The organism is Massilia consociata, assembly GCF_042432755.1.
Lineage (GTDB): Bacteria > Pseudomonadota > Gammaproteobacteria > Burkholderiales > Burkholderiaceae_D > Telluria > Telluria consociata.
The window spans coordinates 23,834-45,775 of record NZ_JBHLWP010000007.1 but is presented as its reverse complement, the minus strand read 5'-3'; the positions used below and the strand labels follow the sequence as shown (position 1 = coordinate 45,775).

Sequence of the window (21,942 nt, the reverse complement as noted above, 5' to 3'; positions counted from 1 at the left end):
CTAAGTATGTGTTTATAGAGGCAAATATCCCCGCGCGGGCGTTCAACATCACATCCTGCGACGTCAGGAGGGGCAGCCAGGGAGTACGCTCGTGATCAATCTAGGTTCCTTGTTCGGAAAGTCCAGTCCGCCCTTGGCCGGGCTCGACATCAGCACATCGGGCGTTCGCCTGGTCGAGCTGGCCGACGCCGGCAAGGGCGAGGTGCGCCTGGAGCACTATGCCGCCGAACAACTGCCGCGTGGCGCGGTCGTGGACGGCAACATCGAAAACATCGATGCCGTGGCCGAGGCCGTGCGCCGCGTCCTCAAGAAAAGCGGCACCAAGGCCAGGCACGTCGCCCTCGGCATGCCGCCGGCCGCCGTCATCACCAAGAAGATCATCCTGCCTGCCGGCCTGTCCGAAGACCAGCTGGAAGTGCAGGTGGAGTCGGAAGCCAGCCAGTACATCCCGTTCGCGCTCGACGAAGTCAGCCTCGACTTCGACGTGATCGGCCAGGCGCCGAGCTCGGCGGAAGACATGGAAGTCATGCTGGCCGCCGCGCGCCGCGAAAAGATCGAGGACCGCGTGGCGATCGCCGAAGCGGCCGGCCTCACCGCCACCGTGATGGACATCGAGTCCTACGCCGCCCGCGCCGCCCTCGATCGCGCCGCCGCCGCCAAGCCGGGCCGGATCGTGGCGCTGTTCCAGATCGGCGCCCAGTCCACCCACGTTTCGGTGCTGCAGGACGGCGACACGCTCTACGAGCGCGAGCAGCCTTTCGGGGGCACCCAGCTCACCCAGGACATCGTGCGCACCTACGGGCTGTCGTTCGAGGAAGCGGAAACCCGCAAGCGTGCGGGCGACCTGCCGGAGAACTTCCGCGCCGAGCTCCTGGCCCCGTTCCTGGAAAACGCCGCGCTCGAGATCACGCGCGCGATCCAGTTCTTCTTCACGTCCACGCCCTATACCCGGATCGACCAGTTGTACCTGGCCGGCGGCTGCGCCGCGCTGCCCGGCCTGCTCGAACTGATCGGCAGCCGCACCCGCATCGCCAGCAGCATCGTGGCGCCGTTCGAGGGCATGTCGTATGGCCCGCAGGTGCGTGAACAGCAACTGCGCCAGGAAGGCGCGGCCTACCTGGTCGCCTGCGGCCTTGCACTGCGGAGGTTCGACTGATGATCCGCATTAACCTGTTACCCCATCGGGAAGCCAAGCGCAAGCAGAAACAGGCGGCGTTCGTGGCCCTGATGGCCGCTGGCGGCATCGCCGGCGCCGCCGTGGTCCTGCTGGTGGGCGCCTACAACGCCAGTCGCATTGCGGTCCAGAACGAGCGCAACCTGGTGCTCAAGACCGCCAGTGCCGAGCTCGACAAGAAGATCGGCGACATCAAGACGCTGAAGGAAGAAATCGAAGCCCTCAAGGCGCGCCAGCAGGCGGTCGAAGACCTGCAGGGCGACCGCAACCAGCCGGTCTACCTGCTCGACGAACTGGTGCGCCAGACGCCCGAAGGCATGTACCTGAAGTCGTTCCGCCAGGACGGCCAGAAGGTGGCGCTGGCCGGCTATGCCCAGTCGCAGGAGCGCGTGGCCGAGCTGCTGCGCAACGTGTCCGGCGCCTCGCCCTGGCTCGAACGCCCCACGCTGACCGAGGTGAAGGTCGCCACCCTGGCGCAAAGCAAGACCGGGCGCAAGGTCGTCGAATTCACGATGGACGTTGCGATCAAGCGCCCGCGCGACCAGGAAGAAGGCGCCGGCGACGAGAAGGCGGACGCGGAGCTGGCGGCCAGGAAGCCGCTCAAGCAGTCCGGCAGGAAGGCAGGCTGAGCACATGAATATCGATATCAAGGACCTCGGCGCCCAGCTGTCCTCGCAGTTCCAGAACCTGCAGGGCCGCCCGCCCGGCCAGTGGCCGCTGGCGCCGCGCGTGCTGTGCGCCGCCGGCGTGATGGCGGCCGTCGTCGGCCTCGGCTACTTCTTCTACTGGGACGGCCAGTTCGAGAAGCAGAAGAAGGGCGCCAGGGAAGAAGCCACGCTGCGCGCCGAATACAAGAACAAGATGGCCCAGGCCATCAACCTCGAGGCCCTGCAGGCCCAGAAGGCACAGGTCGACCAGTACGTGGCCCGCCTCGAGAAGCAGCTGCCGAACAAGTCCGAGATGGCGGACCTGCTGTCGGACATCAACCAGGCCGGCGTCGGCCGCGGCCTGCAGTTCGAGCTGTTCAAGCCGGGCCAGGAAGTGGTGCGCGACTACTACGCCGAGCTGCCGATCGACATCAAGGTGAGCGGCAGGTACAACGATGTCGGCGCCTTTGCCGCCGACATGGCCAACCTGCCGCGCATCGTCACGCTCAACAACATGTCGGTCACGTCGAAAGACGGCGTGCTGTCGCTCGAAGCCGTGGCCAAGACCTTCCGTTACCTCGATCCGGACGAGATCAGCGCGCAGAAGAAGGCGCGCGACGACAAGAAGGGCAAAGGCAAGGGCAAGAAGGGCAGCAAGACCGCCAAGCAAGACAAGGGAGCGGCCACATGATGCGCCCGCAAATGCTGTGCGCCCTCGGCGCCGCGCTGCTGCTCGCCGGATGCGGCGACGGCGACGTGAAGGAAGTGCGCAACTGGATGGAACAGGTCGAACGCGACACCAGGCCGGCCGTCAAGCCGCTGCCGGAACCGAAGCAGTTCGTCCCCTACGCTTACAATCCGGGCGGCGCGACCGAACCGTTCAGCCAGGACAAGCTGCTGGGTGAAATGGCGCGCGTGTCGGCGGCATCGGGCAACCCGCTGCAGCCGGACGACACGCGCCAGCGCGAGCTGCTCGAGAATTACCCGCTCGACACGATGCGGATGGTCGGCACGCTGCAGAAAGGCGGCGCCAATTATGCGCTGGTGCAGATCGATGCCGCGATCTACCAGGTCAGGGCCGGCCAGCGCATCGGCCAGAATCACGGGGTGATCACGCGGATTAGCGAAGGCGCGATCGACATCAGGGAAGTAGTGCAGGACGCCACCGGCGACTGGGTCGAGCGCAAGGCGACGATCGAGCTGCGGGAAAGCAAGGAGACCGGGAAATGACGCCACATAAGAACAATAGTCGCACCGTCCGCATCGCCGTGCCGGGCTGGCTGGCGCGCTGCGTCCGGCTCCCGCTGGCACTGCTGGCGCTCGGCGCGGTGCTGGCCCAGGCGCAGGCCCATGCGCAGGCCAACGCGATCGAGTCGATCACGGCCAACCAGCAGGGCGCCAACGTCGTCCTGAACATCGCCATGCGCGAAGCCCTTGCCAAGCCGCCGATCGGCTTCTCGATCACCAACCCGGCGCGCATCGCGCTCGACTTCGGCGCCACCGCCAACGCCACCGGCAAGACCGCGCAGGACATCAACCTCGGCGACGTGCGCGGCCTGAACCTGGTGCAGGCGGGCGAGCGCACCCGCCTGGTGCTGAACCTGGCCCGCCCGCTCAGCTATGCAGCGGCCGTCGATGGCAAATCCGTGATCGTCACCGTGGAAGGCTCGGGCGGCGTGGCGCAGGCGGTGAACGCGTCCGGATTGCCGGTCGCCGCCGCACCGGCCGCCGCGGCAGGACGGCAGATGCTGCGCAATCTCGACTTCCGCCGCGGCACCAACGGCGAAGGCCGCGTCGTGGTCGACCTGCCCAACGGACAGGTCGGCGTCGACGTGCGCCAGGTCGGTAACCAGATCCTGGTCGACTTCCTCAAGACCGGCCTGCCGGAAACCCTGCGCCGCCGCCTCGACGTGACCGATTTCGGCACCCCGGTGTCGCGCATCACCACGCTTGCCCAGGGCGAGAACGTGCGCATGACCATCGACGCGCAGGGTCTCTGGGAGCAGTCGGTCTACCAGAGCGACACCCAGCTGGTGGTCGATGTCCGCCCGATCAAGGAAGACCCCAACAGGCTGGCGCAGGGCAGCACCGGCTACCGCGGCGAGAAGCTGTCGTTCAACTTCCAGAACGTGGAAGTGCGCGCCGCGCTGCAAGCCATCGCCGACATCTCCGGCCTGAACATCATCACCAGCGATTCCGTCACCGGCAGCCTGACCCTGCGCCTGCGCGAGGTGCCATGGGACCAGGCACTGGACGTGGTGTTGCAGGCCAAGGGCCTGGACATGCGCAAGAACGGCAACGTGCTGTGGATCGCGCCGAAGGAAGAACTGCTGACCAAGGAAAAGCTCGAGCTCGAGCAGCGCGCCCAGATCGCCGACCTCGAGCCGCTGCGCTCGGAGATCTTCCAGCTGAACTACCAGAAGGCCGAAGCCTTCCGCACCGTGTTCGGCCTGGACGCCAACGGCGCGGCCAGCGCCGACAGCAAGAACCGCGTACTGTCGCGGCGCGGTAGCGCGATCATCGACGCGCGCACCAACCAGCTGTTCATTACCGACATCGCCTCGAAGATCGAGGACATCCGCAAGCTGATCCAGAAAACCGACGTCGCCTCGAAACAGGTGCTGATCGAGGCGCGCCTGGTGGAGGCGAACGACGGCTTCTCGCGCAACCTCGGCGCCAAGCTCGGTTTTGCCGACCTGCGCACCCTGCGTGGCGGCGACTCGGGCTGGCAGGTCAGGGGCAACGAGCGCGTTGCCATCGGCGGCAACCTGACCGGCGTCGGCCAGGTCACCGGCCAGACCCCGGATGAGGGCGATGGCTATACCAACACCACGATGGTGAACCTGCCGGCCGCGAACATCGGCGGCGTGGCGCCGTCCTCGCTGGCCTTCAGCCTGTTCTCGTCGGCCGCCAACCGCTTCCTGAACCTCGAACTGTCGGCGCTGGAGGCCGATGGCAAGGGCAAGATCATCTCGAGCCCGCGCGTGGTCACCGAAGACAAGCAGATCGCCGTCATCGAGCAGGGTATCGAACTGCCGTACCAGGTCGCCACCAGCAGCGGCGCGACCTCGATCACCTTCAAGAAGGCCAACCTGCGCCTGGAAGTGACGCCGCAGATCACGCCGGACGGCAACGTCGTGCTCGACGTCGATGTCAACAAGGACTCGAAGGGCGAGGAAACCCGCGCCGGCTTCGCGATCAACACCCAGCACGTCAAGACCAAGGTGATGGTCGAGAACGGCGGCACGGTGGTGCTGGGCGGTATCTACCAGCAGACCGAACGCAACAACGAGACCAAGGTGCCGCTGCTCGGCGACGTGCCGCTGCTCGGCTACCTGTTCAAGACGACCGGCCGCGAAAACACCAAGACCGAACTGCTGGTGTTCATCACGCCGAAGATCGTGGCCGACGCCGCGGCGGGGCGCTGAGCCGCACAATCAACCGACAATCGATAAGAACGACAACAACATGAACAACAAGAACAACTACACCCGCGCCAGCCTGGCGCTGCTGCTGGCGGCAGCGCTGTCGGCCTGCGGCGGCGGCGGCGGCAATCCGGGCGCCACGACCGGCAGCGGCGGCACTGGCGGCACCGGCGGCGGCACCGGCGGGTCCGGCCCGGTCGTGCCGGCCGGGCCGACCGTGACCACGAGCTTCGTCAACGCGAGCGGCCAGGCAAGCAATTCGCTGACGGGGGCCACCCCGCTGACCGTGCGCGCCGTGGTGCGCAACCAGGCCGGGCAACCAGTGCCCAACGCGATCGTCTCCTTCGCAACCGACCCGGAGCTGGCCGTGTTCTCGCCGAGCGCGGGCACCAGCCTGACCGACGCCAGCGGCGTCGCCACCGTGACCCTGCGCACTGCCAGCCTGGCGGCAGGCGGCGCCGGCAAGGTGACCGCGACCGCGGTCGTTGCCGGTACCACGGTAACCAGCGAAGCCAATTATTCGGTCGGGGCCACCGCCTTGACCTTCAGCGCACTGCGCCTGTCGAAGCCGAGCATCGCGGCCTACGACTCGACCGACATCGCGGTCGACGTGCTGGCCAACGGCGCCTTGTACACCGCACAGGGCGTGACCGTGCGCCTGACCTCCGCGTGCGTGGCGGCCGGCAAGGCGACCCTGGCGGCGACTGCGACGACCACGGGCGGAACGGCGAAGGCGGTGTACCGTGACCAGGGTTGCGGGAACAACGACATCATCACGGCATCCGCCGATGGCGTCACCACACCGGCAACCGCATCGCTGCAGATCGCACCGCCTGCAGCGGCATCGGTGCAGTTCGTCTCTGCGATTCCAGACGATAAATCGATCGTGATCCAGGGGCAGGGCGGCATCAACCGCACCGAAACCGCGACCTTGCGCTTCCGCGTATTCGATATCTTCGACCGCCCGCTGGTGGGCCAGCGCGTCGACTTCAGCGTGGCGCCGGAAGGCGCGGTGACGCTGAACAAGCTGACCGACACCACCGACCAGAATGGCGAAGTCATCACCACCGTGAATTCGCGCAGCACCCCGACCACTTTCCGCGTCCAGGCGACCCTGCCGCAGACGGCCACCGCCTCGCGCCCCAACATTTCGACCACGTCCGATTCCATCGTCGTGACGACCGGCTTGCCGGTGCAGCGCTCGGTCTCGCTGAGCGTGGGCACCTCCAACCTGGAAGGCTGGAACTACGACAGCGGGCCGCTCGTGCCTGCGACCACGTTCAACATCCTGTTGGCGGACCAGTTCGGCAATCCGGTCGCCGACGGCACCCCCGTGGTGTTCCAGACCAACATGGGAGCAATCGGCTCGTCCAGCAGAGGTGGATGCAACACGCTCAACGGGGGCTGCTCGGTCGAGTTCCGTACGCAAAACCCACGCCTACCGCTGCCGAACACCCCGGTCACGCCGTGCAATACCGGTCCCGGTTCTTCGCCCGACGCCACCCGCCGCGGTGTGGCCACGATCTGCGCCAGCACGACCGACGGCACGGTGACGCAGTTCGCGAAATCGGCGGTCTTCTTCAGTGGCCCCTATGCGGAGCACGTCTTCCTCGGTGATGCGACCACGGCGCTGCCGAGGAATCAGACGGTCGCGATCGGCCCGGTCCCGGCAGACGTTCCACTGGTCTTCACGCTGCAGCTGAACGACCTGAACCTGAATCCGATGCCGGCCGGCTCGACCGTCCAGGTCACCGGGATCGCCAACGGCAGCGTCGTCGGCGTCGTCCCGGGCACCGTCCCGAACATCCTGCCGCACAATGCGTCGGGCGTCGACGACCCGACCGGCAACACGGTTGCCGGCCGCCAGGGCTCGACGCACCGGTTCACGATCAGCAGCAGCGGCACCAAACCGTGCACGGCCGGCAGCGTGGCGACCTTCGACGTGACGGTCACGACGCCGAAAGGCAACACCACCCTGATCCCGTTCCGGGTCACGTTCAGCTGTCCCTGATCGCTTCACGCGTAGCATTTGAAGCAAGAGGTTTGACGCAAAAAGAGGCGGCCGGTCTATACTGGCCGTCTTTTTTATTTCTGCGGACCTGGCAGTGCCTCATCCCAAGAACAACAACATCTTCCTCGTCGGCCTGATGGGAGCCGGGAAGACCACCATCGGGCGCCAGCTGGCGCGCCGGCTCGGCAAGCGCTTCGTCGATTCCGACCACGAGATCGAAGCCCGCACCGGCGCCTCGATCCCCTGGATCTTCGAGATCGAAGGCGAGGCGAGTTTCCGCCGGCGCGAAGCGGAGATGATCCGCGAGCTGACCGCCCAGGACGGCCTGGTGCTGGCCACCGGCGGCGGCGCCGTGCTGGACCCGGCCAGCCGCGCCCTGCTGGCCGAGCGTGGCACCGTGATCTACCTGCGCGCCGCGATCGGCAGCATCCTGCAACGCACCTCGCACGACAAGAACCGGCCGTTGCTGCAGACGGCCGACCCGCGCGCCAAGCTGGAAGCGCTGCTGGCCCAGCGCGATCCGCTCTACCGCGAGATTGCGGACCTGACCGTCGACACCGGCCGACCTAACGTACAATCGATGGTACAGACCATTTTGGACCAGCTCGCGGCGCTCGGTACGGCACACGCGCAGCGGCTGGCAAGCGACCCGATGAACGAACCGCACCCTACCATCCTCAACGTCGAACTGGGCGAGCGCAGCTACCCCATCGTAATCGGCCCGAACCTGCTGGACGACGGCGCGCTGCTGGCGCGCCACATCGACGGCGGCAAGGCCGCCATCGTCACCAACACGACCGTCGCCCCGCTGTACCTGGCGAAGGTCGCCGGCGCGCTGCGCGCCGCGGGCCGCGAGGTGGTCGAGATCGTCCTGCCGGACGGCGAGGAACACAAGAACTGGCAGTCGCTGAACCTGGTGTTCGACGCGCTGCTGGCCAACAAATGCGACCGCAAGACCACCCTGGTGGCGCTGGGCGGCGGCGTGATCGGCGACCTGACCGGCTTTGCCGCGAGCAGCTACATGCGCGGCGTGCCGTTTGTCCAGGTGCCGACGACGCTGCTGTCGCAGGTCGATTCCTCGGTGGGCGGCAAGACCGGCATCAACCACCCGCTTGGCAAGAACATGATCGGCGCCTTCTACCAGCCGCGCGCCGTGATCGCCGACACCGCCACGCTCGATACGCTGCCGCCGCGCGAACTGTCGGCCGGCCTTGCCGAGGTGATCAAGCACGGCGCCATCCTCGACGCCGACTACTTCGCCTGGATCGAGCGCAACATCGACAAGCTGGTGGCACGCGAGCCGGAGGCGATGGCCTACGCGATCGCGCGCTCGTGCGAGATCAAGGCCGACGTGGTGCGCAAGGACGAGCGCGAAGGCGGCCTGCGCGCGGTGCTCAACTTCGGCCACACCTTCGGCCATGCGATCGAGTCAGGCCTCGGCTACGGCAACTGGCTGCACGGCGAAGCCGTCGGCTGCGGCATGGTGATGGCGGCCGACCTGTCGGCGCGCCTCGGCCTGGTCGACGGCGCCACCGTCGACCGCGTGCGCGCCCTGGTAAAGGCGGCCGGCCTGCCGGTCGTGGCGCCCGACCTGGGCGAACAGCGCTGGATCGAACTGATGTCCGTGGACAAGAAGAACGAGGGCGGGGCGATCAAGTTCATCCTGCTCAAGCCGCTGGGCAGCCCGTCGATCACGACGGTGCCGCTCGAAGTCCTGAAGGCCACGCTGGCCGCCTGCGTGCACGCATCAGAGGAATGATCGCCATGGACTTCGACGCACGCCTCGCTCCCTACGCAGCCCATTCGTCGAAGTCGCGCGGCCGGACCCACATCGAGCCGCCGGCAGGTTCGCGCAGCGAGTTCCAGCGCGACCGCGACCGCATCATCCACTCGACGGCCTTCCGCCGGCTCGAGTACAAGACCCAGGTCTTCCTCAACCACGAGGGCGACCTGTTCCGCACCCGCCTGACGCATTCGATCGAGGTGGCCCAGATCGGCCGCACGCTGGCGCGCAGCCTGCGCCTGAACGAAGACCTGGTCGAAGCAACAGCGCTGGCGCACGACCTCGGGCACACACCCTTCGGCCATGTCGGCCAGGACGTGCTCAACGAGTGCATGAAGGACTACGGCGGCTTCGAGCACAACCTGCAGAGCCTGCGCGTGGTGGACGAGCTGGAAGAACACTACGGCGCCTTCAACGGCCTGAACCTCACCTTCGAAACGCGCGAGGGCATCCTCAAGCACTGCTCCCTGGCCAATGCGCGCCAGCTGGGCGAGCTCGGGCGCCGTTTCATGGACCGCAGCCAGCCCAGCCTGGAAGCGCAACTGACCAACCTGGCCGACGAGATCGCCTACAACAACCACGACATCGACGACGGCCTGCGTTCCGGCCTGCTCACGATGGCGCAGATGGAAGAAGTGGAGCTGTTCGCGCACCACCGGCATACGGTGGAAACCCAGTATCCGGGGTTGCCGGGCCGGCGCGCGCTGTACGAGACAATCCGCCTGATGATCACGGCCATGACGGCCGACCTGGTCGAGACGTCGGCGGCGCTGATCGCCGAGGCCCAGCCGCAGAGCATCGACGACGTGCGCGCGTCACGGCCCCTGATCCGCTTCTCGGACCAGATGCGCGCCGAAACCACGGCGCTCAAGCGCTTCCTGTACGCGAACCTGTACCGTCACTTCCAGGTCAACCGCATGCGCGTGAAGGCCAGCCGCATCGTGCGCGAACTGTTCGACGCCTTCCTGGCCGATCCGGTGCTGCTGCCGACCGATTACCAGGTCGAAGGGGACCCGATGCGGCAGGCGAGGAAGATTGCGGATTACATTGCGGGGATGACGGACCGGTATGCGATCCGGGAGCACAGAAGGATTTTTTCGCTGGACCATTTTTGAGCAGCGTGCCACTTGCCTTCGGCCCGCTCCTTTCGCCCGTCGTTCCGGCGAAGGCCGGTACCCAAGTTCGTTGCGTCATGTTGGCAGGTGCACGCAAGCGTTAGTGGAATGCCCGCAAAATTGGATCCCGGCCTGCGCCGGGATGACGGTCTCCAGGCTAACGAAGGAATAAAGGTATCGAGTTGCGGCCTTTCACCCAAACAAGCCCGGCTGCGATAAATCCACCAGCAGCTTCTTGACCGGCGCCGGCAGCGGCGCATCGGCGATCGCGTGCAAGTCCCACCACAAGTGCCTGCCGGTGGCGCCGCCGCGGGCGTTCAAACGCACCTGCCACGGCGCGATGTGCAGCTTGTAGTGCGTGAACACGTGCACCAGTGGGCTGAGCGCCTGCACCTCGTCCACCGTCCCGAACTGCGCCGCCGCCGCAGCCACCTCGGCCGACGCTACCGCTTCCACCTCGACTCCCAGGTGCCCGTCCACCTCCGGCAACGACAGCAGCCCGCCCCAGATGCCCGTGGATGGCCGTTGTTCCAGCAGCACCTGGCCGCGGTCGATCACCACCAGCAGCGCCGCGCGCTTTTCGGGACTCGTCTTCTTCGGCTTGCGTACCGGCAATTCGGCCGTGCGGCCGGTCGCGTAGGCGACGCAGCGCGCCTGCAGCGGGCAGCGCGGGCAGTCCGGGCGGCTGCGCGTGCACAGCGTGGCGCCCAGGTCCATCAGGCCCTGTGTGTACGCTTCGATGCCTTGTTCCGGCAGCAGCGCATCGGCACGCCGCCACAGCGCTTCCTCGACGCGCTTCTCGCCGGGATACTGGTCGATGCCGAACACGCGCGCGAACACGCGCTTGACGTTCCCGTCCAGGATCGCGGCCCGCGCGCCGCTCGAGAAGGCGGCGATCGCCGCAGCGGTGGAGCGGCCGATGCCGGGCAGGTCGGCCAGCAGTGCCGGGCCGCCCGGGAACACGCCGCCGTAATCGTGCACCACGCGCCTGGCGCAGGCATGCAGGTTGCGCGCCCGGGTGTAGTAGCCCAGGCCGCTCCAGTGCGCCATGACGTCGTCGAGCGGCGCCTCGGCCAGCGCCTGCACGGTCGGGAAGCGCTCCAGGAAGCGCGCGTAGTAGCCGAGCACGGCGGCGACCTGGGTCTGCTGCAGCATGATCTCGGACAGCCAGATGCGGTAGGCATCCGTCGTGTTCTGCCACGGCAGCGTGTGGCGGCCGTGGCTGCGTTGCCAGTCGATCACCGCTTGCGAAAAGGTCGGGTCGGCCAGCTGGTCGAATTCGGTCAGGCGTTTCATGTTTCCGTTTCCAGCTCGGTTGCCGCCAGCGCGGCGACCTGCGCCGCCCTGCCGGCCAGGTCGGCGCGCGTGGTTTCCAGGGCTTGCCGGGTGGCCTCCAGCGCCGCGATCTTCTGCTCCAGGCTGTCGGTCGCGTCGAGGATGCGCTGGATCGAGGCCTGGCGGCCGCGCAGCCCGTCGCGGTGCTGGCGGATCGCCGCCTCCAGCGGCGCCATGATCACCTTCAGCCAGTTCTCCGCGTCGAGGTTCGCGGCCCGGAAGATGCGGCGCACGCGCGAGGCGATCGAATCGAAGAAGCGCGCCAGCAGGGTGGCGCGGCTGGTCATGAGCAGGGTCGCGGTGCCGAACTGCTTCAGGAACAGCGCTTCGACCTCGTCGATCTCGCGCCGGTAACGGGCGAAGGAAAGCGACATCGGGCTGGCCAGCGCCAGTCCGTGCTCGGCCGAGAACTTGCGAACCATGGTGTCCATCATGGCGCCGATCTCGTCGATCTTCGCGCAGGAGGCGTCGAGGTTCGCGCGCACCGCCTCGAAGTAGCCGCGCACCGGCGCGCGCATGCCGGTCGCGAAGCGCGCCGCCTGCATGGCCGCGCGCACGGCGTCGGCCTGGTCCTGGACGGCGTCCATGCCCAGTGTCGAGTACAGCTCGGTCGACAGGCGGGCGAAGACCGCGCGCGTGCCCTGCAGCTTGAACAGGCTGGCATCGAATTCCTTCTTCTCCAGCTCCACGCGGCGCATCATGTGCGCGATCACACCCTGGTTCTTGCCGCGCAGGCTGCGCAGTTCCTGCAACTGCTCGACCAGGTCGCGCGTGCGCGTGGCCGCCAGTGCCCGCTCGCCGGCGGCGAGCAGGTCGAGCTCGAGGTGCAGCTGGCGCTGGACGATCTCCTTGCGCGCCGGGATCAGGTCGTGGAACAGCGCCGCCTCCAGCGTGCCGAGGCGGCTGCGCTCGAACAGGGCCATGTCGCCGTTGATCTTGCCGACCAGTGCCTTCTGCGCCGACACCGGATACACGCGCGCGCCCTCCAGGCCGAGGAGCTGGGCCACGTCCTGCTGCTGGCGCGCGATCTCGGCGTCGTTCTCGAGCGGCGTTTTCAGCTCGTCCCACATGGCGTCGATCTTGTTCAGCACCGCCAGCCGCCCCGGTCCGGCGCCGATGTGGGTGCGCCAGACATCGATGTCGCTCTTGGTCACGCCGGTTTCGGCGGCTAGGATGAACAGCACCGCGTGCGCATTGGGGATCAGGTTGAGCGTCAGCTCCGGCTCGGTGCCGATCGCGTTCAGGCCCGGCGTGTCGAGGATTACCAGGCCCTGCTTGAGCAGCGGGTGGGGCAGGTTGATGATCGCGTGGCGCCACTGCGGGATCTCGACCCGGCCGTCGGCCCCGAGGCTGGTGGCGGTGTCCGGGTCTTCCGGGTCCCACAGGCCATACGCTTCGGCCTCGGACGGCGCCACCCGGCGCGTGCGGCTCAGCTGGTGGAAGGTCTCGTGCATCTGCTGCGGCGTGTCGAGATCGAGCGGCAGCACGGTCCAGCTGGCGCTGTCGTCGCGATAGTCGCTGGTGGACAGGTGCCCGGCGCGGGTCTCGATCGGCAGCAGGCGGATGCAGGGCGGCAGGGCCGGATCGTACAGCAGCTCGGTCGGGCACATCGTGGTGCGGCCGGCGCTGGAAGGCAGGATGCGCTGGCCGTAGTCGGCGAAGAAGATCGCGTTGATCAGCTCGGTTTTTCCGCGCGAGAACTCGGCCACGAAGGCAACCGACAGGCGATCGTCACGCAGCCGGGCCAGCGCCCGTTCGAGCTGCTGCTCGCCGGCGCCGTCGATCAGCGCGGCATCGCGCAAGGCGGCGCCATAGCCTTCCAGCGCCTGCGCGACGGACGCGCGCCAGGCGCCATACTGTTGAAAATCCTGCATGTTCCTAAGCCTGTTAACTGGCACAGCCAATCCTACGGTTCCAGCCTAACGCTGGCATTGCACGCAATAGAACGTCGAGCGCTGCCCCTGCTTGATCTGGCGGACCGGTTCGCCACAGTTTCTGCATGGCACTCCAGCACGATCATAGACGAAATATGTCTGCTGGAAATAGCCGGATTGTCCGTTTACTGCAATAAAGTCTCTCAAGGTGCTGCCGCCCTGGACGATGGCCGCGGCCAGGATCTCCTTGATCGCCTCGGCCAGCCGGTCGTAGCGGGCACGGCTGATGCGCGACGCCGGCGTCTTCGGGTTGATCCCGGCGCGGAACAGGCTTTCGCAGGCGTAGATGTTGCCGACCCCGACGACGATGTCGCCCGCCAGCAGCACCTGCTTGATCGGCGCGCTGCGCTTGCGCGTCTCGCGCCACAGGAGCTCGCCGGAAAAGCGCTCGCCAAGGGGCTCGACGCCGAGGCCGCGCAGCAGCAGATGCGCTTCGAGCTCGCCTTCCTCCTTGCCATGCCAGAGGACGGCGCCGAAGCGGCGCGGATCGTGCAGGCGCAATACCTGCCGTCCCTCGGGCCCGCCGTCGGGCGCCATGACGACGAGGTCGAAATGGTCGTGCTTGCGCGGCTCGATCCCCGGCGGCAGCACGCGCAGGTGGCCGGACATGCCCAGGTGGACGATCAGGCTGCCGTGCTCGAAATGGATCAGCAGATACTTGCCGCGGCGGCCCGTGCCGATGATGCGGCGGCCCGCGAGCAGGTCGGACAGGCCGGGCGGGAAGGGCCAGCGCAGGCCTTCGCGGCGGACGATGGCCTGTTCGACGACGCGGCTTTCGATATGGGGCGCGACACCGCGCCGGGTGACTTCTACTTCTGGCAGTTCAGGCATGGGGGAGGGGATTCGTGTAAAGTCTTTGGCAACGAGTTTGCTGCTGCAATTCGTCCAACCGGCGTTGCAGTGCACGCGGGCGCATGCTCCAGCGTAGAATCAGACAACATCTCACATCCCGGACTTGCCTTGAAAAACGCTTTCGTCATTGTAACCCTCTCCAGCCTCCTGGCGGCGTGCGCTGTCGCGCCGCAACAGCAGCCGGCATCCGCCACGGCGTCCAGCACCAGCGCCGCCGACGAGCCGCTCGGACAGGAGCAGGAAGAGACGGCAGAGGCCACGGCGGCGGCCGATGAAGAAGAGGCGCAAGCCAGGGCGCGCGCCGAGCTCGAGGCGCGCCTGCCGAAGGTCGCGCTGACCAGCAGCATGCTGAACCAGCTACTTAAGGCCGAGTTCGCGTTTCGCAAGGGCGACTGGCAGGGCCCGTACCTGACCATGCTGTCGCTGGCGCAGCAGACCAAGGACCCGCGCCTGGCGCGCCGCGCGGCCGAGATGGCGGTGGCGGCCAAGCAGGCCGACGACACCCTGGCCGCGGTGCGCCTGTGGCGCGAACTCGACCCGGCGTCGGACGAGGCGACCCAGTATTTCGTCGGGATGGTGGTCACATCGGGCAACATCGCGGAAGTCGAGCCGATCTTCGTGCAGCGCCTCAAGGAGGCCCCGGCGAACCGCCGCGGCATGCTGCTGTTCCAGATCCAGCAATTGCTGGGCCGCGCCGAGGACAAGGAAGCGGCCGGCGCCATGCTCGAGCGCGTGATCGCGCCCTACAACGGCACCATGGAAGCGCATGCCGTGCGTGCCCACGCGGCGCTGGCACGGGGCGACCGCGACACCGCGCAGGCCGAAGCCCGGGCCGCCCTGGCGGCCAAGCCCGATTCCGAGATCGCGATGCTGATGCTGGCCCAGACCATCGGCGACGATGCCCAGGTCGCGCCGCTGCTGGAAGCCTTCCTCAAGGCGTATCCGGACGCCCGCGAGGTGCGCGCCGCCCATGCCCGCGTGCTGGTCAACCAGAAGCAGTACCCGCAGGCGCGCGCGCAGTTCGAGGCGCTGCTCAAGGCGAAACCCGACGACGCCGGCAACCTGTACGCGCTCGGCGTGCTGGCTACCCAGATGAACGACACGCAGGCGGCCGAAGGCTATTTCACCCGCTTCGTCGAGGTGCTGGGGCACAATCCGGAAGACGACCGCGACCCGACCCGGGCCTTGCTGATCCTGGCCCAGCTGGCCGAGGAACGCGGCGACTTCCCCGCCGCGCTCGGCTGGCTCGAGAAAGTGCCGGCGGGCACCGAGCCGCAACTGCTGTTCAGCGCCCAGCTGCGCCGCGCGGGCCTGCTGGCCAAGCGGGGCGACCTGGCCGGCGGGCGCAAGCTGCTGGCCAGCCTGAAGCCGAGCGAGCCGGCGCAGCAGGCCCAGGTGGCCGTGGCCGAAGCGCAGCTGCTGCGTGATGCCGGTCACCTGCTCGAGGCCTATTCCCTGATGGAGGCGGCAGCCAAGCGCTTCCCGAAGAACCCGGACTTGCTGTACGACTTCGCCCTGCTGGCCGAGAAGATCGGCCGGGTCGACGTGATGGAGAAGCAGCTGCGCGCCGTGATGGCGCAGGCGCCGGACAACCACCATGCCTACAACGCCCTCGGCTATTCGCTGGCCGAGCGCAACGTCCGCCTGCAGGAAGCCTATGCGCTGATCGCCAAGGCGCTCGAGATGGCGCCGGGCGACCCCTTCATCATGGACAGCATGGGCTGGGTGCAGTACCGCCTGGGCAAGCTCGACGAGGCCGAGAAATACCTGCGCCAGGCCTATGCGCTGCGCCGCGATCCGGAGATCGCCGTGCACCTGGGGGAGGTGCTGTTCCAGAAGGGGCAGCACGCCGAGGCCCAGCAGCTGTGGCGCGAAGCACGCGCCAAGGACCCGAAGAACGACACCCTGCGCAGCACGCTGGCGCGGCTGCGCCAGACCTTGTGAAATAATCCAGGCTTTTAACGGACCTGCCGGCCGCCATGCGCGTGCCGGCGCACGTTTCTATCACCCTCCCATTTCCGATGCCGATCTCCCGACGCCTGACCCTGCTCGCCTTTGCCGCCACGCTCGCCACCCTTGCCGGCTGCGCCACCACCAGCACCAATGTCTCGCCGGTTGCCGCCTACCGCGACACCATCGACCTCAACGGCCGCCTGTCGGTCAACTACCAGAAGGATGGCAAGGTCGAATCGCTGACCGGCAACTTCGACTGGAACCAGCGCCCGGGCCACGTCGACGTCGAACTGGCCTCGCCGCTGGGCCAGACGCTGGCGACCATCGCCGTCACGCCGCAGGCGGCCACGCTGACCCAGGCCGGCCGCGCCCCGGTGACGGCCAGCGACATTGACGCCCTGACGCAGCGGACGCTGGGATGGCCGCTGCCGGTGTCCGGCCTGCGCGACTGGCTGCAGGGTTATGCGGTCGACGCCCGGGGGCAGCGTTTTGCCGCTTCCCCGGCCAACAACAGCGTGACCACGGGCGACGGCTGGCGCCTGCGCTTCGTCGAATGGCAGGACGCAAACGCCGCGCAACCCAGGCCGCGCGTCATCCATGCCGAGCGCGCCGCGGCAGGCGATATCCAGGACCTGGCGATTCGCATCGTCGTCAATCCGGCGGCCAATTAAGGTGCAGACTTCCATGCGTTCGCTGCACCATTGCCCGGCCCCGGCCAAGCTCAACCTGTTCCTGCACGTCGTCGGCCGCCGCGCCGACGGCTACCACCTGCTGCAAAGCGTGTTCCAGCTGATCGACCGCAGCGACACCCTGCATTTCGACCTGCGCGACGACGAGCGCATCGTGCGCACCAACGAGGTTCCCGGCGTGCCGGAAGAGCAGGACCTGATCGTGCGCGCCCTGCGCCTGCTGCAGGCGCAATACCGGCGCCGGCATGGACGCCTGCCGCCGGGCATCGAGGTGACGGTCGAGAAGATCCTGCCGATGGGCGGCGGGCTGGGCGGCGGGTCGTCCGATGCGGCCACCGCGCTGATGGCGGCCAACCACCTGTGGCAGGCCGGGCTGACGCAGCAGGAGCTGATGGACGTCGGCTTGCCGCTGGGGGCGGACATCCCATTCTTCCTGTTCGGTCAGGCCGCGTTCGTCGAGGGCGTCGGCGAGGCGCTGCAGCCGGTCCCTGGCCCCGATTGCTGGTACGTGGTGGTCGAGCCGGGCGTGTCGGTGCCGACCCCGGCAATTTTTTCTGCGCCGGATTTGACGAGGGACACAAGGCCCGTTACAATAGCGGACTTTTCCAGCAGCCTCGCTGTTTCAGGCAGGCAGTTGAGCTTCGGGAAAAATGATTTGCAGGACGTGGCTGAGCGCCTGTTCCCGCCGGTAGCAGAGGCGGTGGCATGGTTGGGCAGCTACGGCGAGGCCAGGATGACTGGCTCGGGAGCGTGTGTGTTTTGCGCGTTTTCCGGCGAGCGCGATGCGGACCAGGTTCTGGCACAGGTGCCGGGAAAGTGGAAAGCGTGGAAAGCGCAGTCGCTAGGAAGTCACCCGATGAAATCGCTCTTGCAAATCAACGAGTTGTAGAATAAAATTTTGCCTGTCGCGACGTTAGACGTTAAAATACGTAGAATGTAACGGCAAGCAGTTCAGGTCGTGTAGGGGAATCGCCAAGTTGGTTAAGGCACCGGATTTTGATTCCGGCATTCCAAGGTTCGAATCCTTGTTCCCCTGCCAAAGTTTTCCCGGCTGTCGAGGCGTATTCCTCCAGCGGGTCAAAACAGCGGTGCAGCGCTCTTCGCGAACCGCACAAGCTAATCAGCCGGTACATCCGGCTGATTGTTTTTCCAGTGTCAACGTTTATCTCTTGGGACTCCCTCCATGGCTTACGAAAACCTGATGGTTTTTACCGGCAACGCCAATCCGGCACTAGCAGAGGGGGTCGCTAAGAACCTCGGCATTCCTCTCGGAAAAGCAGTCGTTTCGAAGTTCTCGGACGGCGAAGTCATGGTCGAGATCAACGAGAACGTGCGCGGCAAGGATGTCTTCGTCCTGCAATCGACCTGCGCACCGACCAACGACAACCTGATGGAACTGATGCTGATGGTCGACGCGCTCAAGCGCGCATCGGCCGGCCGCATCACCGCCGCCATCCCGTATTTCGGCTACGCCCGCCAGGACCGCCGCCCGCGCTCGGCGCGCGTCGCGATCTCGGCCAAGGTCGTTGCCAACATGCTGGAAGAAGCCGGCGTCGAGCGCGTCCTGATCATGGACCTGCACGCCGACCAGATCCAGGGCTTCTTCGACATCCCGGTCGACAACATCTACGCATCGCCGCTGCTGCTGGGTGACCTGCAAAAGCGCAACTACGACGACCTGCTGGTCGTCTCGCCCGACGTCGGCGGCGTGGTCCGCGCCCGTGCACTGGCCAAGCGCCTCGGCTGCGACCTGGCGATCATCGACAAGCGCCGCCCGAAGGCGAACGTGTCGGAAGTCATGAACATCATCGGTGAGGTCGAAGGCCGCAACTGCGTGATCATGGACGACATGGTCGACACCGCGGGCACGCTGTGCAAGGCCGCCGAAGTGCTCAAGGAGCGCGGCGCCAAGAAAGTCGTCGCCTATTGCACGCACCCGGTGCTGTCGGGTCCGGCCATCGACCGTATCCAGAATTCGCCGCTCGACGAGCTGGTCGTCACCGACACCATCCCGCTGAGCGCAGCCGGCGCCGCCTGCACCAAGATCCGCCAGCTGACCGCCGCACCGCTGCTGGCCGAGACCTTCAAGCGCATCGTGAAGGGCGACTCGGTGATGTCGCTGTTCGTCGACTAAAGCAACAGAACGCTGTTTTCACGGCGCGCCTGGCTGATCCAGCCGGCGCGCCGTTGACGTATCAAGGACAAGTACATATGTCGTGCCCGCCTGCGCGGGGACGATATTCCCGGCGGTGCCGGGGGTATTGGAACTTGGGTCCCCGCCTGCGCGGGGACGACATTCCCGGCGGTGCCGGGGGGAATGGAACTTGGGCCCCCGCCTGCGCGGGGACGATATTCCCGGCGGTGCCGGGAATAATGGAACTTGGGTCCCCGCCTGCGCGGGGACGATATTCCCGGCGGTGCCGGAGGTAATGGAACTTGGGTCCCCGCCTGCGCGGGGACGATATTCCCGGCGGTGCCGGGAATATCGATTTCTTGAGCGCGCGGTATGGCGCTCGTTCACGACTGCCCCTGGTCGCGGGGGCGGTCACCACTGGGTTACCGGGCTGGTGCAATAGCGCTGGCATTCGGACCCGTTTATTTTTGGAGTTTCACATGAAAGTAGTCGCATTCAACCGCACTCAGCAGGGGACCGGAGCGAGCCGCCGCCTGCGCAACGCCGGCCAAACCCCGGGCATCATCTACGGTGGCGCCGAAGCCCCGCAACTGATCGCCCTGGACGGCAACGCGTTGTTCCACGCGCTCAAGAAAGAAGCTTTCCACGGTTCGATCCTGGACCTCGAAATCGAAGGCCAGACCCAGCAAGTCCTGCTGCGCGACTTCCAGATGCACGCATACAAGCAACTGGTCCTGCACGCTGACTTCCAGCGCGTCGACACCTCGAAGCCGATCCACACCAAGGTCACCCTGCACTTCGTCAACGCCGAGATCTCGCCGGCCGTCAAGCTGAGCGGCGCCGTCATCTCGCACGTGGCGAACGAACTGGAAGTGGCTTGCCTGCCGGGCAAACTGCCGGAGTTCATCGAAGTCGACCTGAGCAAGCTGGAAGCCGGCCAGTCGGTCCACGTGAACGACCTGACCCTGCCGGAAGGCGTGACCGCGCTGACCCACGGCCAGAACCTGACCCTGGTGACCACCTCGATCCCGCGCGGCGCCGCTTCGACCGAAGCTGCCCAGTAATACCTCCTTCGCAAGCCGCGCAAGCGGCGTGCAGGAAAAAACCCGCCGAGGCTTGTCCGGCGGGTTTTTTGTTTCCAGAACCGCCGTGGTTTTGTCTAGCAGTGTTTGCTTTTCGTAGGTGGGCGGCTCCACCTGGCATGGCGCAGGTCCGCGCCATATTTGCCGCCCCCGCGTTCAATGCACGGATGCGGGCCGCAGGTCGCCGGAGCAGCGCGGCAGCGCCGCCCTACGTGCCGGGCAGCTGCACGTAGCCGAAGCGGCGCGGCAGGGCTTCCGTTGCCAGCCGCTCCACGCGCACACGCCGCTCCGCCACCGGCAGCACCAGTTCGGCGGCATCGTCCTCCAGCCAGGCCATGATCGCCTCGATCGAAGCGGGCCGGCCGTCGAGCTCCATGCGGGCCAGCACCTGCGCCACGTCGCGGTCGTCCAGCTGGGCCACGACGTCGCCGGCCTGCAGCACCAGCGCGCCGGCATCGGTCATGAACACCTCGTCCGGGAGAGCCAGCGCCTGTCCGGTCTGCAGCACGAAGCCCTGCACGGGATCGGTGCGCGCGATGAAAGGCGTCGCTTCCAGGTTCACGTATACCCGTTGCGGACCGTTCTGGAAATACCAGCGGCCCTTGTCGTCGTGCCCGTAGTTGCGGTTGATGAAACCGACCAGCGCCGCATTGGTCAGCTTGTCGCCCGGCGCATTCGCGCGCTGGGCCGCTTCGTCGCGCATGCGCCAGTTGCCGCGCGCATCCAGCGCCAGCCAGCCATAGCAGTGCGGCACGTTCGGCCACTTGGCCATTGCCTGTTTTACGATGTCGTCCATAGTCTCAAGCTTCGCATGGTTCGTAAGCGGCGGGCGCGCGCAATGCAGGCGTACCGGCAAGCTCGTCGAAGAAATGCAGGATACGGCGCGGCAGCCAGTCGATCCGGCCGGGGAAGGGCCCGACCGCAAAGCCGACGTGGCCGCCTTCGTCAGGATACTCCAGCGTCACGGCCTGCGATGCGGTTTGCGGCAAATGCGCGCCCGGCAGGAAGGGATCGTTGCGGGCGTTGAGCACCAGGGTCGGCACCGTGATGGCGTCCAGCACGTGGCGGGCGCTGGCGCGGTGCCAGTAGTCGTCGGTGTCGCGGTAGCCGTGCAGCGGCGCCGTCACCACGTTGTCGAACGCGTACAGGTCGCGTGCGCCGAGCAGGGCCTTGCGGTCGAACAGGCCGGGGTAGCGTTCCAGCTTGGCCAGGCATTTCGGCTTCAGGGTTTGCAGGAACATGCGCGTGTACAGCATGTTGAAACCGGACGACAGCGCTTCGCCGCCGCGCGCCAGGTCGAGCGGGGCGGAGATGGCGCAGGCCGCCTCGACAATCCCGGCGCCGTGGCCCGATTCGCCCAGCCAGCGCAGCAAGGCATTGCCGCCCAGGGACACGCCCGCCACGAGCACCGGGCCCGGGGCACGCGCGTGCAGCGTGCGCACGATCCAGTCGACTTCCAGGGCATCGCCGGAATGGTAGAAGCGCGGCATCAGGTTGGCTTCGCCCGAGCAGCCGCGAAAGTGCGGCACCGCGCCCGACCAGCCGCGTTCGCGCAGCATGGCCATCAGCGAACGCGCGTAATGGCTGTCGGAGGAGCCTTCCAGCCCGTGGAACAGCACCACCAGCGGCTTGCCCGGCTGGCCGTCGACGAAATCGACGTCGATGAAGTCGCCATCGGGACTCGGCCAGCGCTCGCGCCGGTAGGCGACCGGGGGCTTGGCAACGCAGGTCGCCGGGTAGATGGTCTGGAGGTGGCCGCCGGGCAGCCAGGCAGGCGCGCGATAGTGCATGCGAGTGGGGTGCGGCCG

The 21,942-nt window shown here is 67.1% G+C and carries 18 protein-coding genes and 1 tRNA gene; 14 read left to right on the top strand and 5 right to left on the bottom strand.

Features of this window, described 5'->3' with window-relative positions; all coding sequences use genetic code 11:
• Nucleotides 1–91 precede the first annotated feature (91 nt).
• From ACFFJK_RS06300 to ACFFJK_RS06265, 8 genes are all read left to right on the top strand, one after another.
• A complete protein-coding gene (locus tag ACFFJK_RS06300; RefSeq protein WP_379678321.1) occupies nt 92–1,156 on the top strand; it encodes a pilus assembly protein PilM in 1,065 nt (354 codons plus the stop codon).
• Nucleotides 1,156–1,803, top strand: a complete 648-nt coding sequence (locus ACFFJK_RS06295) for a PilN domain-containing protein (protein WP_379678320.1) — start codon at nt 1,156–1,158, stop codon at nt 1,801–1,803. The genes ACFFJK_RS06300 and ACFFJK_RS06295 overlap by 1 nt, the downstream gene beginning before the upstream one ends.
• Before the next feature lie 4 nt (nt 1,804–1,807).
• Nucleotides 1,808–2,512: a type IV pilus inner membrane component PilO gene (locus ACFFJK_RS06290; RefSeq protein ID WP_379678319.1), complete on the top strand. Its 705-nt coding sequence runs from the start codon at nt 1,808–1,810 to the stop codon at nt 2,510–2,512.
• The gene (locus tag ACFFJK_RS06285; RefSeq protein ID WP_379678318.1) at nt 2,509–3,051 is read left to right on the top strand and encodes a pilus assembly protein PilP; all 543 of its coding nucleotides are present in this window, start codon (nt 2,509–2,511) and stop codon (nt 3,049–3,051) included. Before ACFFJK_RS06290 ends, ACFFJK_RS06285 begins: the two co-directional genes overlap by 4 nt.
• Nucleotides 3,048–5,249: a type IV pilus secretin PilQ gene (locus ACFFJK_RS06280; RefSeq protein WP_379678316.1), complete on the top strand. Its 2,202-nt coding sequence runs from the start codon at nt 3,048–3,050 to the stop codon at nt 5,247–5,249. The genes ACFFJK_RS06285 and ACFFJK_RS06280 overlap by 4 nt, the downstream gene beginning before the upstream one ends.
• A 40-nt stretch (nt 5,250–5,289) precedes the next feature.
• Nucleotides 5,290–7,257: an Ig-like domain-containing protein gene (locus ACFFJK_RS06275; protein WP_379678315.1), complete on the top strand. Its 1,968-nt coding sequence runs from the start codon at nt 5,290–5,292 to the stop codon at nt 7,255–7,257.
• A 136-nt stretch (nt 7,258–7,393) separates the two neighbouring features.
• On the top strand, nt 7,394–9,016 hold the full coding sequence (gene aroKB / locus ACFFJK_RS06270) for a bifunctional shikimate kinase/3-dehydroquinate synthase AroKB (RefSeq protein WP_379678381.1): 1,623 nt from the start codon (nt 7,394–7,396) through the stop codon (nt 9,014–9,016).
• Nucleotides 9,013–10,155, top strand: a complete 1,143-nt coding sequence (locus tag ACFFJK_RS06265; RefSeq protein WP_379678314.1) for a deoxyguanosinetriphosphate triphosphohydrolase — start codon at nt 9,013–9,015, stop codon at nt 10,153–10,155. Before aroKB ends, ACFFJK_RS06265 begins: the two co-directional genes overlap by 4 nt.
• A gap of 192 nt (nt 10,156–10,347) precedes the next feature.
• Here the strand turns inward: ACFFJK_RS06265 and mutY are convergent, their stop codons facing one another.
• Genes mutY through mutM form a run of 3 tightly spaced genes read right to left on the bottom strand, consistent with a single transcriptional unit; the run spans nt 10,348 to nt 14,255 of the window.
• Entirely contained in the window at nt 10,348–11,451 is a 1,104-nt protein-coding gene (gene mutY, locus ACFFJK_RS06260; RefSeq protein WP_379678313.1) for an A/G-specific adenine glycosylase, read from the bottom strand.
• Nucleotides 11,448–13,364 carry a dynamin family protein gene (locus tag ACFFJK_RS06255; protein ID WP_379678312.1) on the bottom strand — a complete coding sequence of 639 codons (1,917 nt, stop codon included), beginning with the start codon at nt 13,362–13,364 and terminating at the stop codon, nt 11,448–11,450. Before ACFFJK_RS06255 ends, mutY begins: the two co-directional genes overlap by 4 nt.
• Before the next feature lie 45 nt (nt 13,365–13,409).
• A complete protein-coding gene (mutM, locus tag ACFFJK_RS06250) occupies nt 13,410–14,255 on the bottom strand; it encodes a bifunctional DNA-formamidopyrimidine glycosylase/DNA-(apurinic or apyrimidinic site) lyase (RefSeq protein ID WP_379678311.1) in 846 nt (281 codons plus the stop codon).
• A 129-nt stretch (nt 14,256–14,384) separates the two neighbouring features.
• Between mutM and ACFFJK_RS06245 the strand changes: the two genes are divergently transcribed.
• The 6 genes from ACFFJK_RS06245 to ACFFJK_RS06220 all read left to right on the top strand — a co-directional run bounded on the left by ACFFJK_RS06245 (nt 14,385) and on the right by ACFFJK_RS06220 (nt 20,116).
• Entirely contained in the window at nt 14,385–16,220 is a 1,836-nt protein-coding gene (locus ACFFJK_RS06245) for a tetratricopeptide repeat protein (RefSeq protein WP_379678310.1), read from the top strand.
• Between the two features lie 77 nt (nt 16,221–16,297).
• Nucleotides 16,298–16,900, top strand: coding sequence for an outer membrane lipoprotein LolB (locus ACFFJK_RS06240; protein WP_379678309.1), 603 nt, complete (start codon nt 16,298–16,300; stop codon nt 16,898–16,900).
• 13 nt (nt 16,901–16,913) lie between these two features.
• On the top strand, nt 16,914–17,807 hold the full coding sequence (gene ispE / locus ACFFJK_RS06235) for a 4-(cytidine 5'-diphospho)-2-C-methyl-D-erythritol kinase (protein WP_379678379.1): 894 nt from the start codon (nt 16,914–16,916) through the stop codon (nt 17,805–17,807).
• Between the two features lie 73 nt (nt 17,808–17,880).
• Nucleotides 17,881–17,957 (top strand) — tRNA-Gln (locus ACFFJK_RS06230).
• A gap of 144 nt (nt 17,958–18,101) precedes the next feature.
• Nucleotides 18,102–19,052, top strand: coding sequence for a ribose-phosphate pyrophosphokinase (locus ACFFJK_RS06225; protein ID WP_379678308.1), 951 nt, complete (start codon nt 18,102–18,104; stop codon nt 19,050–19,052).
• Between the two features lie 479 nt (nt 19,053–19,531).
• Nucleotides 19,532–20,116 (top strand): 50S ribosomal protein L25/general stress protein Ctc, encoded by a 585-nt coding sequence (locus ACFFJK_RS06220; protein WP_379678307.1) that lies wholly within the window; start codon nt 19,532–19,534, stop codon nt 20,114–20,116.
• A 226-nt stretch (nt 20,117–20,342) separates the two neighbouring features.
• Here ACFFJK_RS06220 and ACFFJK_RS06215 read toward each other — a convergent pair whose 3' ends face one another.
• On the bottom strand, nt 20,343–20,930 hold the full coding sequence (locus tag ACFFJK_RS06215) for a DUF2946 family protein (protein ID WP_379678306.1): 588 nt from the start codon (nt 20,928–20,930) through the stop codon (nt 20,343–20,345).
• Nucleotides 20,931–20,934: 4 nt separating this feature from the next.
• Nucleotides 20,935–21,924, bottom strand: coding sequence for a YheT family hydrolase (locus tag ACFFJK_RS06210; RefSeq protein WP_379678305.1), 990 nt, complete (start codon nt 21,922–21,924; stop codon nt 20,935–20,937).
• Nucleotides 21,925–21,942: the final 18 nt, after the last annotated feature.